The sequence below is a fragment of the Crocinitomix algicola genome (assembly GCF_001661595.2).
Taxonomy (GTDB): domain Bacteria; phylum Bacteroidota; class Bacteroidia; order Flavobacteriales_D; family Crocinitomicaceae; genus Crocinitomix; species Crocinitomix algicola.
Genome location: NZ_LYPF02000002.1, coordinates 271832 through 286094 on the forward strand (window position 1 = coordinate 271832; position 14263 = coordinate 286094).

General features: G+C 34.4%; 19 protein-coding genes. 6 read left to right on the top strand and 13 right to left on the bottom strand.

All coding sequences use genetic code 11. The features are described from left to right. Nucleotides 1–82: 82 nt before the first annotated feature. The 5 genes from A8143_RS02860 to rsfS are packed head-to-tail and all read right to left on the bottom strand — an operon-like array spanning nucleotide 83 to nucleotide 4229. A complete protein-coding gene (locus tag A8143_RS02860; RefSeq protein WP_066755987.1) occupies nucleotides 83–742 on the bottom strand; it encodes a phosphatidylserine decarboxylase family protein in 660 nt (219 codons plus the stop codon). Nucleotides 743–760: 18 nt separating this feature from the next. After that, nucleotides 761–1585, bottom strand: a complete 825-nt coding sequence (locus A8143_RS02865) for a phosphatidate cytidylyltransferase (RefSeq protein ID WP_066755990.1) — start codon at nucleotides 1583–1585, stop codon at nucleotides 761–763. Further along, entirely contained in the window at nucleotides 1582–1785 is a 204-nt protein-coding gene (locus A8143_RS02870; RefSeq protein WP_066755994.1) for a putative signal transducing protein, read from the bottom strand. Before A8143_RS02870 ends, A8143_RS02865 begins: the two co-directional genes overlap by 4 nt. Next, nucleotides 1775–3838, bottom strand: coding sequence for an ATP-dependent zinc metalloprotease FtsH (gene ftsH / locus A8143_RS02875; protein WP_066755997.1), 2064 nt, complete (start codon nucleotides 3836–3838; stop codon nucleotides 1775–1777). Before ftsH ends, A8143_RS02870 begins: the two co-directional genes overlap by 11 nt. 7 nt (nucleotides 3839–3845) lie before the next feature. Further along, on the bottom strand, nucleotides 3846–4229 hold the full coding sequence (gene rsfS, locus A8143_RS02880) for a ribosome silencing factor (RefSeq protein WP_066756000.1): 384 nt from the start codon (nucleotides 4227–4229) through the stop codon (nucleotides 3846–3848). 70 nt (nucleotides 4230–4299) lie between these two features. Between rsfS and A8143_RS02885 the strand changes: the two genes are divergently transcribed. Next, a complete protein-coding gene (locus A8143_RS02885; RefSeq protein ID WP_066756161.1) occupies nucleotides 4300–5040 on the top strand; it encodes a biotin--[acetyl-CoA-carboxylase] ligase in 741 nt (246 codons plus the stop codon). 8 nt (nucleotides 5041–5048) lie between these two features. Here A8143_RS02885 and A8143_RS02890 read toward each other — a convergent pair whose 3' ends face one another. Beyond that, nucleotides 5049–5456, bottom strand: a complete 408-nt coding sequence (locus tag A8143_RS02890) for a hypothetical protein (RefSeq protein ID WP_066756003.1) — start codon at nucleotides 5454–5456, stop codon at nucleotides 5049–5051. Further along, nucleotides 5456–6097 (bottom strand): orotate phosphoribosyltransferase, encoded by a 642-nt coding sequence (pyrE, locus tag A8143_RS02895; protein ID WP_066756006.1) that lies wholly within the window; start codon nucleotides 6095–6097, stop codon nucleotides 5456–5458. The genes A8143_RS02890 and pyrE overlap by 1 nt, the downstream gene beginning before the upstream one ends. Before the next feature lie 8 nt (nucleotides 6098–6105). On the opposite strand from pyrE, the gene A8143_RS02900 reads away from it, so the two are divergent. From A8143_RS02900 to A8143_RS02910, 3 genes are read left to right on the top strand one after another with little or no spacing between them, the layout of a single operon-like run. Further along, nucleotides 6106–6693: an NUDIX hydrolase gene (locus tag A8143_RS02900; protein WP_066756009.1), complete on the top strand. Its 588-nt coding sequence runs from the start codon at nucleotides 6106–6108 to the stop codon at nucleotides 6691–6693. Between the two features lie 57 nt (nucleotides 6694–6750). Next, nucleotides 6751–7308: an RNA polymerase sigma factor gene (locus A8143_RS02905; RefSeq protein WP_066756012.1), complete on the top strand. Its 558-nt coding sequence runs from the start codon at nucleotides 6751–6753 to the stop codon at nucleotides 7306–7308. Then, complete coding sequence (locus tag A8143_RS02910; protein WP_070137438.1) at nucleotides 7305–7559, top strand: hypothetical protein; 255 nt, start codon at nucleotides 7305–7307, stop codon at nucleotides 7557–7559. The genes A8143_RS02905 and A8143_RS02910 overlap by 4 nt, the downstream gene beginning before the upstream one ends. Here A8143_RS02910 and A8143_RS02915 read toward each other — a convergent pair. From A8143_RS02915 to A8143_RS02925, 3 genes are all read right to left on the bottom strand, one after another. Continuing rightward, entirely contained in the window at nucleotides 7540–8112 is a 573-nt protein-coding gene (locus tag A8143_RS02915; RefSeq protein ID WP_066756016.1) for a thioredoxin family protein, read from the bottom strand. The two genes, A8143_RS02910 and A8143_RS02915, sit on opposite strands and share 20 nt — an antisense overlap. A 281-nt stretch (nucleotides 8113–8393) precedes the next feature. Beyond that, nucleotides 8394–8708 carry a PKD domain-containing protein gene (locus A8143_RS02920; RefSeq protein WP_066756018.1) on the bottom strand — a complete coding sequence of 105 codons (315 nt, stop codon included), beginning with the start codon at nucleotides 8706–8708 and terminating at the stop codon, nucleotides 8394–8396. A 3-nt stretch (nucleotides 8709–8711) separates the two neighbouring features. Beyond that, nucleotides 8712–10817 carry a S46 family peptidase gene (locus A8143_RS02925; protein WP_066756020.1) on the bottom strand — a complete coding sequence of 702 codons (2106 nt, stop codon included), beginning with the start codon at nucleotides 10815–10817 and terminating at the stop codon, nucleotides 8712–8714. Nucleotides 10818–10954: 137 nt separating this feature from the next. Between A8143_RS02925 and A8143_RS02930 the strand changes: the two genes are divergently transcribed. Both A8143_RS02930 and A8143_RS02935 read left to right on the top strand, forming a co-directional pair. Beyond that, nucleotides 10955–11461: a DUF4442 domain-containing protein gene (locus A8143_RS02930; RefSeq protein WP_066756030.1), complete on the top strand. Its 507-nt coding sequence runs from the start codon at nucleotides 10955–10957 to the stop codon at nucleotides 11459–11461. Between the two features lie 88 nt (nucleotides 11462–11549). After that, nucleotides 11550–12275, top strand: coding sequence for a hypothetical protein (locus A8143_RS02935; RefSeq protein WP_066756033.1), 726 nt, complete (start codon nucleotides 11550–11552; stop codon nucleotides 12273–12275). Nucleotides 12276–12277: 2 nt separating this feature from the next. Here A8143_RS02935 and A8143_RS02940 read toward each other — a convergent pair whose 3' ends face one another. The 3 genes from A8143_RS02940 to A8143_RS02950 are packed head-to-tail and all read right to left on the bottom strand — an operon-like array spanning nucleotide 12278 to nucleotide 14174. Beyond that, nucleotides 12278–12769 carry a hypothetical protein gene (locus tag A8143_RS02940; protein WP_066756036.1) on the bottom strand — a complete coding sequence of 164 codons (492 nt, stop codon included), beginning with the start codon at nucleotides 12767–12769 and terminating at the stop codon, nucleotides 12278–12280. A gap of 1 nt (nucleotide 12770) precedes the next feature. After that, on the bottom strand, nucleotides 12771–13118 hold the full coding sequence (locus A8143_RS02945; RefSeq protein ID WP_066756039.1) for a VOC family protein: 348 nt from the start codon (nucleotides 13116–13118) through the stop codon (nucleotides 12771–12773). Nucleotides 13119–13139: 21 nt separating this feature from the next. Beyond that, nucleotides 13140–14174: a DUF6340 family protein gene (locus tag A8143_RS02950; RefSeq protein WP_066756042.1), complete on the bottom strand. Its 1035-nt coding sequence runs from the start codon at nucleotides 14172–14174 to the stop codon at nucleotides 13140–13142. Nucleotides 14175–14263 lie beyond the last annotated feature (89 nt).

The window sequence follows — 14263 nt, forward strand, 5'->3', positions numbered from 1 at the left end:
ACTAGAAATCAGGGAGTAAGGGTGTTAAAATTTTCGCAGTATCCCCAAGCTTGTTAAGAAAATAACAATAATTAGAATTGTTTTATTTTAACTTACCTATGATTGTAGTTTTTCCTTGAACAACATCATCAATATTGATGTTTAGTTCGGTGTTTAACGGTAAAAATAAATCGATACGAGAACCAAACTTAATGAAACCGAATTCCGATCCTGCTTTAACTTCTTTTTCTTTTTGGGCGTAACAAACAATTCTACGTGCTACTGCTCCTGCAATCTGTCTAAACAATATTTCTTGGCCATTTTTATGTTGAGTCACTACAGTTGATCGTTCATTTTCTGTCGATGATTTGGGGTGCCATGCCACTAAAAACTTTCCTGGGTGATATTTATAATATTTAGTTACACCACTTATTGGATTCCAATTAACGTGAACGTTCATCGGCGACATAAATATAGATACTTGAATTCTTTTATCGTTAAAGTACTCGGTCTCTTCAACTTCTTCAATAACCACAACTTTTCCATCTGCTGGACATATAATAAGATCTTCTCCTTGAGGGGAAACTCGTTTAGGAACACGAAAAAACTGTATCACTAAATAAAGCATCACAACAATAAAGGCGTTTAGTAGCCAATAAAATAAAGGGTAGTCAATTAATAGCGTGTGGTTGATTGTATATAAAACAGCTCCTATTATTAAACTTACAAGTATAATTGTATATCCCTCTTTGTGAATTTTCATTTTAATAGTTTACGATTTTTAAACAAAAATATAATAATGTAGATAGTAAATAACAGGTATTACAAAAAACACTGCATCAAATCGATCTAGAATTCCTCCATGACCAGGAATTATTGTTCCAGAGTCTTTTATTTTTAAGCTTCTTTTAAGCATTGATTCAACTAAATCACCTAAAGTTCCAACTATACTTGCAACTAGACCATATAAAACAAACTGAGTGATATTGGCTTCAGTGAAGTAAGCGATTAAGTACCCTGCAAGTACACTGAATAACAATCCTCCAATGAATCCTTCCCAAGATTTTTTTGGTGAAATTCGTTCAAACAACTTGTGTTTGCCTAATTTTCTTCCTACTAAGTATGCAAATGTGTCACTGCACCAAACCAATATAAAAATTGTGAGTACCGGCCAATAGTTGTTTACAGTGTATGTGATTCGACTGAAATCGAGTAAATGATTTAATAAAATTAAAGGGAGCGAAATATAGAAAATTCCAACAAAGCTTATTGCAATATTTTCAAAGGGTGTCTTTTTTTTACGATACAACTCTGCGATAGAAAGGGAAATAAATGTCAAAATGAATACACCTAGAAAGTAAGTGAAATATTCAAAATTATATATGGCTGCTATTCCAGTGATGTAGAATAGCAATCCAAATATAGTTCCTAAAGTGGTTTGAGGACTTATTGCTGCCTTTTTAAAGAGACCATAAAACTCCAACAAACCAAGTAATGCAACTACACCCATTACGAGATTAAATATCCAGCTTTTAAACAATATTGATCCAATTATAATTAAGACAAATATTGTGCCGACGAGGGCGCGTTGTACTAGGTTACTCATGCGTTACTTTCTGCGATAATTTGTTTCGCTTTTTGTTCATTTTCAGGATCGACAAATAAATCAATTTGGTTCATAACATTGAACGCTGAATCGTTATGATCCAGGACTGTTACCGCAATTCCGTTTGCTTCTAATTCACCCTTAATTACGGCAGCTAAATGAGATTTGCCGGTTGAAAATACTAAACTTTTATTCTCCATCTTCTTTATTATTTAAGTTATCCTCCTTGAGATTTTCGGTGGAACTCTGATCGTTACTATTTTCGATGGTCGGTTCATCAGCTTTGATTTCCTCAGCTATTTGCTCAGATAATGGTTCTTTGTCCCATTCTCTATCACCGAATATTTCAACAAGGTTATCCTTAAATATAACTTCTTTTTCTAAAAGTTTTTCAGCAAGTTGAATTAATTTGTCTTTATTTTCAGTTAGGATTTTTACAGCACGATCGTATTGCTCTTCAATGATTCTGCTTACTTCCTCGTCAATATTTTTTGCACGTTCTTCCGAATATGGTTTGGTGAACCCTGATTGACCTTGAGAATCATAATAACTGATATTCCCTAATTTAGAGCTTAGTCCATAAATTGAAACCATTGCATAAGCTTGTTTGGTTACTTTTTCCAAATCACTTAAGGCTCCTGTGGATATTTTACCAAACATAATTTGTTCAGCAGCTCTTCCGCCTAGAGCAGAACACATTTCATCAAGCAACTGTTCGGTGGTTGTGATTTGTCTTTCTTCTGGAAGGTACCATGCTGCACCTAAAGATCTACCACGAGGAACGATTGTTACTTTAACTAAAGGAGAGGCATGTTCCAATAACCAAGATGTTGTTGCATGTCCAGCTTCATGATATGCAATAGTTGATTTTTCGTTTGGTGTTATGATTTTGTTCTTTTTTTCTAATCCCCCAACTATTCGATCAACAGCATCTAAAAAGTCTTGTTTGTCGACATTTTTCTTTTTCTTTCGCGCGGCAATTAGAGCCGCTTCATTACAAATATTGGCGATATCTGCTCCAGAGAAACCTGGTGTTTGTTTAGAAAGGAATTCAACATCCAAATCAGTTGCCAGTTTCAACGGTTTAAGATGTACTTTAAAGATTTCTTTTCTTTCATTTACATCAGGCATGTCAACATAAATTTGACGGTCAAAACGCCCGGCACGCATAAGCGCTGAATCTAATACATCGGCTCTGTTTGTAGCAGCCAATATAATCACACCACTATTGGTGCCAAAACCATCCATCTCGGTTAAAAGCTGATTAAGTGTATTTTCTCGTTCATCGTTAGACCCCATATTGGCATTTTTACCGCGGGCACGTCCAATTGCGTCAATCTCATCAATAAATATAATTGAAGGAGATTTTTCTTTTGCTTGTTTGAACAAATCTCTCACTCGCGAAGCACCTACACCAACAAACATTTCAACAAAATCTGAACCGGATAGTGAGAAAAAAGGAACTTTTGCTTCACCGGCAACTGCTTTAGCCAATAAAGTTTTACCAGTTCCCGGAGGGCCTACAAGTAATGCTCCTTTAGGAATTTTTGCACCTAATTCAGTATATTTTTTAGGGTTTTTTAAGAAATCTACAATTTCTTCGACTTCTTCTTTTGCTCCTTCTAATCCTGCAACATCTTTGAAGGTTGTGTTTGTACCTTTTCCTTTTTCAAAAACGGTGGCTTTTGATTTACCAATATTAAAAATGTTGCCACCCGCTCCTCCGCCTGTGCCACCAGACATTCTTCGCATTATTACGAACCAGAATACTAAAATTAACACTGGGAATAATAACCAACTAAGAGCACCTGACCAATCCGTTCGTGAAGTATAATTAACTTTGAAGCTAAATTTCGGACCTTTTTCAAGCTCTAATTTTTCTTTGAATTCTGAAATATTAGTGTAAAAAGTTTCCATTGGTGGAGTGGTAAACTGCATATCATAAGGACGTCCACTCAAGGTGTTTTCTGATTTCTTAAGTGATTTATACTTTATCGAATCCAAGGCTTTGATCGCATCAATTTGTTCTAAATCCAGATAGACTTCAGCTTTCTCTTCATTTTTAATTAAATCAATCCGTTCAACATATCCGTTTGCAGCTAACTCTTTGAATTTATCAACATCAATTTCGATTGCCGTAGGCTTTAATTGAAATAAGTTGAAAGCAATCAACAATACAGCGATGATCGCATAAATCCAATAAGCGTTAAAGCCGCCTTTCTTTTTTCCTTTATTTGGTGTATTATTATTCATATCTTAATTAGTCAATATTTGGAATTTCAATTCTCTCAGCATCTGCCCACAAACTTTCGAGGTTATAAAAATCTCTAACTTCTTTGTAAAAAACATGTATCACGACGTCAACATAATCCAATAACACCCATTCTGCATTTTTTGTTCCTTCTTCATGCCAAGCTTTCTCTTTTAGCTTTTCCCTTGTTTTTCTTGCAATTGTTTGTGCGATTGATTCTACTTGTGTACTTGAATCACCACTGCAAATAACAAAAAAATCCGCCACAGCATTCGGCAATTCAGAAAGGTTTAAAACAACGATGTCTCTTCCTTTAACATCTTGTATTGCATCAATGATTGTATCGATTAAAAGTTTTGCGTCGTACGCTTTCTCGTCGAGAGATTTTACCATCTGTATTTATTTGGTGAACAAAATTAAGTTTTTTGTTTCATTTATATTAAAAATTGGCACATTTGTTTTCATGAATTGTAAAAGACTATCTGCCAATTTTATTTCATTATCATCTGTTGATTCAACTAACAATTATGCTGCCAATCTTGTAAAAGAGACAAATGTGGCAAATGGCACGACAATTCTGACAAAAAGACAGTACAGCGGTAAAGGGCAACGAGGGAATAGTTGGTTGAGCGAAGACGAAAAAAATTTAATTTTTTCGGTTGTTTTATATCCTTCTATCAAGTTTGATCGAGTCTTTTATTTAAATATCGTGGCTTCCTTGGCGATAGCTAAGACATTAAAAGATTTAGGATTGGCCGTGAAGGTGAAATGGCCTAATGATATCTTGATCGGTGATAAAAAAGTTGCCGGAATTTTAATTGAAAATCAACTTCAAGGCCAATTGATCAAACACTCGATTGTGGGGATAGGTTTAAATGTAAATCAAAAAGAATTTCCGAAAGAAAATAAAGCAACATCATTATTCCTAGAAATGGGTGTGGAGCAAGAATTGGAAATAGTGTTTAATCAATTCTTTAAATACTTGGATTTTTATTATGATCTGCTTGAACAGGGGAATTATAAAGTATTACTTAGTCGATATTATGAATCGTTATACCGTTACCAACAATGGTCGCGGTATTCTACAAATGAGACCGAGTTTTTTGGAATGATAAAAGGAATAGACGAAACCGGATTATTAATAGTCCAAACGGAGAGTACGGTTAAGAAATTTGATCTGAAAGAAATAGCGTTCTTACGTTAATGATGAGTTTAGGAATGCACTTCTTGGATGCGATCGGCCATATAATTGAATAAATTCGTTAAAGGCTTAACAACCATCATTTTTAGAAAGGCATTTATTTCTCCTTCAAATTTTAAATAAGCTTGAGATTTATTATCTGGCTGCTCCTCAATGAAAACTTCTAAAGTAAAAGGAAACGGCGCATTTTCTCCTGATTTAATATTTATTTTGCCATTCGGTTCAACAGTGTCTTTTACAAGTGGAATAACTGCTGCATTTTGAATTTTAAAAGAACATTCTTCAGTTGTAGCCTTCCAGTCAGATATTTTATCTTGAGGAAGTAATTCTTTTATATTGTTGAAATCTGTTAAATACGTAAAAACAGTTTCTTGATTCGCGTTTATTATAACTTTATTACTGTCAATTTTAGTAGCCATTATGATTGCCAATTTTCAGGGTTATTATTCCAACTATTTAAAGATTCGATATCTTTCTCAGAGACATAATTCTCTTTTGCCGCTTGTTCGATTAACAAATCGTAATTGCTCAATGTAAAATAAGGACAATTTGCATTTTCAAAATTTTCTTCGGCTACTTTAAAGCCATAGGTAAATATTGCAGCTAATCCAACTACATTACACCCCGCCTCTTTAAGGGCTTCAACGGCTTTTAAGCTACTTCCTCCAGTTGAGATTAAATCTTCAATTACCACAACTCTTTGACCGGAATGAAATTCTCCTTCTATTTGATTTCCTAAACCATGTCCTTTAGCAGAAGATCTCACATAGATAAATGGAAGCCCCATTTCTTCAGCCACAAGTGCACCAATAGCAATTCCACCAGTTGCAACACCCGCAATAACGTCGACTGTTTCAAACTTTGCTTTGATTTGCTCAGAAAAAGTTTGACGAATAGCAGTTCTAATTGTAGGATACGATAAAGTTTTTCGATTGTCACAATAAATGGGTGACTTCATTCCACTGGACCATATGAATGGATCTGAGGGATTTAATTTAACAGCCTTAATTTGTAACAAAAAATCAGCTATTTTTAGGGCTTTATCCTTATTTAAAATCATAGGCGCAAATGTATAAAGTTTTTATCGAAAATAAACCGATTAGTTTTCATTTTAATTCTCAAGTTTCAAGTTTAGAAAATCCAAAAAAAGTTTGGGAATGGATACAAGAATATCTTCTCTCAACAAAAAATGAACTTCATATTGAACTTGTGGATGAGGCTGAGTTTTGGGCTGTATTTACTAACTATAAATTCATTGAAGCGGCTGGGGGATTGGTAGAAAGGGAGAATAGGTTTTTATTTATCAAACGAAATGGCTTTTGGGACATTCCTAAAGGTAAACTTGAAGGAAATGAGACTCCTGAAATTGGGGCAATTCGAGAAATTGAGGAAGAGTGTGGGTTGGAGTCTCCAAAAATTAAAGAACATTTAATTGACACTTATCACACCTATCAGCATAAAGGAGAACACATTTTAAAAAAGACTTATTGGTTTTGGTTGGAAGAAGGGGAGGAGTTGCGAGAATTAATTCCTCAAACTGAAGAGGGAATTACAGAGGTAGCGTATTTTGGATTAAAAGAATTCGATAAGATTAGGTCGAATACCTACACTTCTATTCTTGCTGTTATGGATTGCCTTGAAAAAAAAATGAATTAAGGTTGTTACTTTTTAGTTTAAGTTGAATTACTTGAAAAAACCGTATTGTAAAATACCTTGAAAGTATCGCCCGAAATATTAAAAGATGATCAAAGATTAGTTGAATTAGCTAAGAGAGATCGTAATGCTTTTGCTTTAATTTATGAGAAGTATTTTGAACGAATTTATTTATTCGTTTATAAACGCGTTCAGGATGAAGCAAAGGCGGGCGATATTTGTCAAGAAGCGATGTTGAAAGCAATGTTTAATATTCATAAATACGAAAATAGAGGGGCTCCTTTCTCTTCATGGCTGTATAGGATTGCTTCTAACGAGGCAAATTTGTATTTTAGAAAATTAAAGAAAGAGGTAAAGATAGAAGTAAGTGAAAAAGACATTCAGGTAATGATGAGGGAAGTTTCGATTAATGATGTTGATAACATGAATGAGCAAGAAAAATTGGTAAAGGCATTAAATAATTTAACGCCAGAACAGGCTGAGATAATTGACCTTCGCTTTTTTATGCATTATTCATTTAAAGCCATTGCTGATTTCTATTCAATAACAGAAGCTTCGGCGAAAATGCGGGTTTATCGTATTTTGGAAAAGCTTAAGAAAGGATGGACATCCAAATGAAAAAATATAGTATAAATAGAGATGAAAACCTTAAAAAGCCATCGAAAGAAACGATGGCTAAGTATAAGGATTTTACACATATTTCTCATGAGTATGATCGGTTAACTAAACGGCCAAAAGTTCCACTCTACAAGGATAAAAGGATGTTTATTGTACTCCTTATTATTCTAATGATTGCTTACTTAGTTTCGCAAGCGAATGAAGAAAGCAAATCGGAAAGTGATGCAACCGCTACTGAGCAAGTAAACTAATATCTGTTTTTTCTAATAAAGCGATAATCTCTTTTTGAATCGTTTTTCCTTTGTCCTTATTATATGCTTTTTGCATTTCTACATTGACTTGTTCGTAGGGCAGGTTTTGGGCCATTAATTCTGTTCTTAACTCTTGGATATGAGCTGGTCGTGGTCCCCAATTAAATAGGTCATTTTGGTTTTGATCTCGAACAATTAATTTAGGGATTGATCTTCCTCCATTGGTGAGGTATTGATCCATTAATTCAAGGTTTTCATCTCTTAATTTCCACTCAAATTGTATATTCTCATTCAATTCGCTCATCATCCAGAGAAATCCAATTGAATGTGCGGCATCACCACACCAGCCTTCTGTTAAAACAATCCAATGCTGAGGCGATGTTATGGATTTAATCGTTTCTATTGTTTCCGGTAATAGTTCCCCTTTTTCTAACCATCTTTCTAATCGTTTAACACTCATTTTTGAATAATGGAGCATTGCATCAGAATTTTGGTCGTTTGTGGTTCGATTTTCTCCTAAGAGTTTATTTATAGTATCAATATAATTTTTCATGTTGGTTTAGACGACTTTTTTTTGTTTTACTTACAATTAATTGGATTAGTATAAAAAGTAAAAAAAGCGTATAGAAATAGATCGATTGATTGGTAAGGAGTTGTTAAATTTGAGTATCGGATAATTACACCTATCTGTTAACCTGAAACATGCCTATTAGATGTGTAAAACAATTAAGTGAAGATGTGTTCTAATGAATAAGTAGCGTATGAAAAAGAACAAAAGTAGCGTTTACACTTTTATTGAATAAAAACCCAATCTATAGCTGTTTCAGGTTCTTTCTAATTAATAAAAACGGTTTTTCTGACAGAATCTTTTACATCATCCTCGTTCCAAACATGAAGCCAAACTTCATAAGTATCCGGAATTGTGTATATAGCAGTATCGTCAGGATTTGTTGATTTTTCACCATTACCAAAGTTCCAACGCCATTTCACTGCATTTTCAGACTGATCATAAAAGTAAAGTGAGCAGATAGAAATGCAATTGTTATTCTCAACAAAAAAATTTGCTTTTGGTAGTGGAGCAGGTGCAGGTTTATTACAAGCCATCACCGTAAACAACAATGCAATAATGACGGCTCCTAATTTTACCATTTTTTATTTAATTAAATTCATTTCTTCGATAAGGTGACTAGCTTCACCGTACTTGTCTATCACCCATAGCACATAACGAATGTCAACAACAATGTTACGACATCTTGATTCATCAAACATAAAATCAGACATTGTACTTTCCCAAGAACGGTCGAAATTGATCCCCATTAAATTACCATCAGCATCTATTACAGGGCTCCCAGAATTACCTCCTGTTGTATGGTTCGAAGCAGTAAAACAAACCCAAAGTTCTCCGTCTTGATCATATCCGCCAAAATCCCGCTCTGCATACAATTCTAGGAATCGGTTTGTTAGTTGAAAATCAGGGTTTTTAGGGTCGTATTTCTGCATAATTCCATCAATAGTGGTATAAGGTAAGTATTTCATCCCATCCCGAGGAGCAGACCCTTCCAATTTACCATAAGCTATACGTAATGTTGAATTGGCATCTGCCCAAGTTTTTCTGTCCGGCATCATTTCTAAAATACCACCGACATACACTTTCATTAATTCTTCTTCTTTTTTGGTGAATTTTTGATAAGCGTCACTAATTTTTGAGAAGAAGTTTCGGTAGATTAATAGAGAGTATGTGTATGCAGGGTCGTTCAGAATCTTTTTCGCTGAACCCTTTTTGAAATTCGCTAAAAATTCAGGTAATTCATCTTGATTAAGCAAGATTGACTTTTCAAAAAGTCGATCACCTTTCTTTTCCCATGATTCAGCTAAACCTTCGGGTAATAAGTCATTGTCTGTATAAGATAAATAGAGTGGGGTAAGGGTGTTAAAGATTTCTTGATCAATTAATTTGTTGTAATTTTTAAAGAATCCTTGTTGACGCTTAGTCAGACGCTCAATTTCATCAGCTAATTCTCCTTTTTCCTTCAGTTCGTCATAGTTGTTGGCGATATTTGCAAAGTTTAATACAAATTGCATAAACTCTGGTCCTACATAAAAATACTCCACAAAAATTGAACGAGCCATTTCATATTTTTTATTTTGCTCTTGAAGTTGATTGAGTTGATCAATTATATCAAAGTATTTTTCTTTTGTTTTCGTGTTTTCGGCTGCTATTGAGCGAAATTTTTCTTCGAATTCCTTCTTCTTTTCTAAGGCATTCAATTCGTTCAATCCACCAATTTGACCGATCCATTTTTTCCATGCATTGGCAATTCGAGCTTGTTTAGAAGCGTATTGGATTCTCGTTTGATCATCCTTATTCATCGCTGGTTTTAGAATGTCGAGGGTTTGTTGTCGCATGTCAATTCTCGCTGGTCGTTCTTCTTCCATATAGAATTTTAATTTCCCTGAAGAGAAATGTTGATCAGTTGATCCAGGGAATCCATAAACCATTGTAAAATCTCCCTCTTTTTTTGGTTTTAAGCTAATTGGTAAGAATTTTTTGGGCTGATAAGGAACATTATCCTCGCTGTAAGCGGCTGATTTATTGTTCTTGTCTGCATAAATTCTAAATACGGAAAAATCCCCTGTATGTCTCGGCCAAACCCAGTTATCTGTATCTCCGCCAAATTTACCAATTGCCGAAGGAGGTGTCCCTACCAATCTAACATCATTAAAATCTTCAGTTATCAGCATATAATACTGATTCCCTAAATTGAATGGCTTAACGACTGCTAAAACTGATTCGGTGGTATATTCTTCTTCTAAATTTTTGATTCGATCAGCAAGTTTATGCGAATCGCCATTTAAAATGAGATTAGTCACATCTTTAATCTCACGCACGAAAGTAACGCGCATGCTAGGATTAGGTAATTCTTCTTTTAGGTTTTTTGCCCAAAAACCATGTTTTAAATAATCATTCTCTAAAGAAGAATGAGATTGAATCGCGCCAAATCCACAATGGTGATTCGTTAAAATTAATCCTCTATCAGAAACTATTTCAGCAGTACAACCTCCATTAAACTGTACTATTGCATCTTTAAGACTTGCCGAATTTGTGGCATATATTTCTTCCGGACTTAGATTCAATCCATAAGTTTTCATGTCTGAATGAAACATTTCAATTAAAGAAGGAATCCACATACCTTCAACCGCTCTGGATTGAAATTGAAGTCCTATAGTTACTGTTAATAAAAGGAATAAATTTCTCATAAAATGATTTGATTTTTGATCTGCTGCAAAGATAATAAAGATTCCTTCAATCTTATCAATCCTAGAATTATCCGATAGAATGAGGATATGTAAATCTTTTTATCGAATTTAGAGACCTATCATTTTATTTGGTTCTTATGAATTTTGAAAAACATATAGCTGCGGCAAAAAAATCTAAATTTGGTTTATTTAAGTTAAACCTAGGATTAGGTTTTATCATCCCTTTTAATCGTCCGCATGGTATAAAAATTAAGAAGATTGAGTTTAACCGAATTACAACGGTAATACCTTACAAAAGAAAAAACTTCAATCACATTAAAGGTATTCATGCCTGTGGTTTGGCTACGGCTGCGGAATTTTCTTCAGGATTTCTATTATTGAATAAGTTAGGGAATAAGAAATATCGGTTGATTATGGAATCTTTAAAAATGGAGTATCATTATCAGGCCAAAAAAACGGTGTATGCCGTATTTGAAGCGCAAGACGATTGGATGGATGAAAAAATATTCAGCCCTTTAAAAAATCAAGATAGTATCTATGTTGCGTGTCAGATTAAACTGCATGATTGTGATGGGAATCATATTGCGACAGGGTACACAAATTGGCAAATTAAACGATGGGATAAGGTTAAAACAAAGGTATAAATGACAGCTTGTCATTGATCACGTGATTTTGACAGGAGAACCTTTCTTTGCATGTTAATTGCAACAGTAATGGTCAGAATTAAAAAGTATGAATGTATTAAGGTTTATTTTTGGATTGGGGATTGCATTTTCAATTTTCAGTTTTATTTGGGGATTTATTATGCTATTGATAAATTCAATTCGTGGAAACGCTGGCAGAGCAAAACAAGTGCAAGATTATACATTAAGAATAATCAAATATTTTTTACTTGTTTCTGTGACCGCGAATTACATTTTCAAGTACCAGGCAGGTGATGATCAAACTTTGTCTTGGGCATACATGCTTTTGGGAACGATGGTGATGGTTTTTTATCTTATGGGAAAACTGCAAAAAAGAATGTTGTTTAGTCAGCTTTCAAAACACCCTGTATTGGCTCGATTTACGGCAACTATTGATCCTCTTGTGGAACGCTATTTATTGATAGGTTCAGTTGTTTATTTTATAATTTGTTTACAATTACCAGATATGGTTAATAATGGAGTAGTTAATTGGTTTACGACATCAATAGCAGCAATATATGACGCTCCAATAATTGGATGGATTTTTTCAGTGATTGCTTTTTTCTTTTTAGTGAACATTCTTTTTAGGGGAGCTAATGTAATAGGTAGTTTAGTGACTGGACAGCCACTCAATCGTCCAAGCGTTGGTGGTTTTGGTCAATTTCAACAGGGATCAAATCCTTTTGAACAATTTAGAGAGAAACAACGTGAAGAAGAAGGTTTCGTTGATTACGAAGATGTGACTGACGAAGAAGAAAGTGAAAACAAAAATTAACGTTATTTTTTCAATTTAAAGTCGGTTTCAAGGTATTTTGAGGTCCAAGTTTTATTTTCACGTACACCTATAGTATAATGATAGGTTGAATCGTTTTTATATTGCCAATATTCTGTTAGTTTTATGTTTTTGTAGGGATATTGATAAATAATGTCATTATGGTTTGCTTCCACAGTTCCCTCCGTTAATCCTCCAAATCTATCAAATTCCCAAAAGCGGATGGCGTTTGATGATGAATCAAACTGTCGAACACCATGATTTCTATTGCCGATTGTATTGGTATCTGATGAAGTATAACTTCTTGTATTTGCTATTACTATAGATTTTTCTAAATCAAAATAGTAAGAAATTTCTTGGTAAAAAGAAGAGCCGTCGGCCCAAACACCTTCAGCTATCCAAGTATTGTTTACTAACGGCTCAAAAACTTTTAAACGGTGGTTAGGACCTGTTTGAAAAGAGAGTCCTGCGATGAATAAACCAACTAAAAAATTCATATTATTCTATTATTTCTGTCCAAACGGCGAGTTCATTTCCCTCCAGATCTTCAAACTGAAATCGTCGACCGCCAGGAAAGGTGAAAATGGGTACGGTAATTTTACCGCCATTTTTTTCTATTATTGGAAGTATTTCTTCGAGATTATCATGATACAGTACAACTAGAGCGCCATTAACTATAGGTTGATTTGTCTTTTCAAAACCTCCTTCAATTCCACTATTGGAAAATGCAATGTATTGATCACCATAATCCTTAAATTCCCATCCAAATACATTCCCGTAAAAATCCTTAACACGTTTTAAATCTTTTGCTTTAAACTCGATATAGTTTATTTTTATCGTATTCATTTTTTTAGTGATTAATTGAAATTATTGATTGTTTAATGCATTTTCTCTTTGTCTTCTTGCTAATCTATCACGTAATATGTTCGCGTAATTTCTACCTTCTTTTATTCGGTAATCACCATAAGATTTTTGAGCTAATTCTAAAGCTTTTTCAATTTCACCGTTAATTTCATGATAAATAGCCATGTTGTAGGTTGCTCTTCCTGCAACTTTTCTTTTTGTTGATTGTAAATCTTTTTTCCACATTTCTGCAGCACCGTCCCAATCACCAACATCAGACCTTCTTCTAGCAATTTTTAAGTTATTACTTCCTTTTGTATAGTAATTCCGCCATACACGAAACCTCTGATATTCTATACGACCAGCATAGTGTCGACCAATATTTGTAGAGACTTGTCTCACTGCTTGTCCACGGTTCAGTAGAGTGGCTGCCGCTGCCGCTGGATTAATTCCACTACCACGAGATTGTAATTGGTCTGACCATCTAAATTCGTCTAAAATTAGTTTGCGTGATGGGTCATAAATTCGCCAACCTGTTTTTATCAAAGTTGTCATTGTCGCGTTGTGAACAGGTACTTGAACGTCTCCCAAAGGAGTTGACTTAGTGGTCGTTCCCATTGAATAGTTAATTTTAGTGTCCGTATCATACACCTCTAAAACCATCAAAAAGTCGAGGTTGTTTTCACGACAGATTGTTTCTACCTTGCTCCAAGGAATTTGCGCCGGGAAAACATCCATACCACCATTTTCAACAGGTAATGAGTCTAAAATTTCGAGGTAGTCAAAACGATTTATAGTAGTTAAATAATCAAAAGCTCCTTGAATGGCCGCATTTGATCCAGCAACATCTAGGTCTCCTTCAAGAGAAAGTCCTTTATCGACGATATCAATTAACTTACTTTCACCGGATGAAAACGAGCGATTAATAAATCCACCTCTTAAATAGTCTTTGTCAACATGGACAATTGGTGGTTCAGTTACAGTAAGATAAACCCGTTGTTTACAACTGGTAATGGAGAGTAAAAAAAGACCAAAAATATAGGGTAGAATTTTGTTCATAGTTCGTGTTTTTGGACTAATGTACAAATTTGATGCCTAAGGGGCAGATTTATTTGAGGGATAAAAAAAGGGAGTTTAGCTCATGTAAA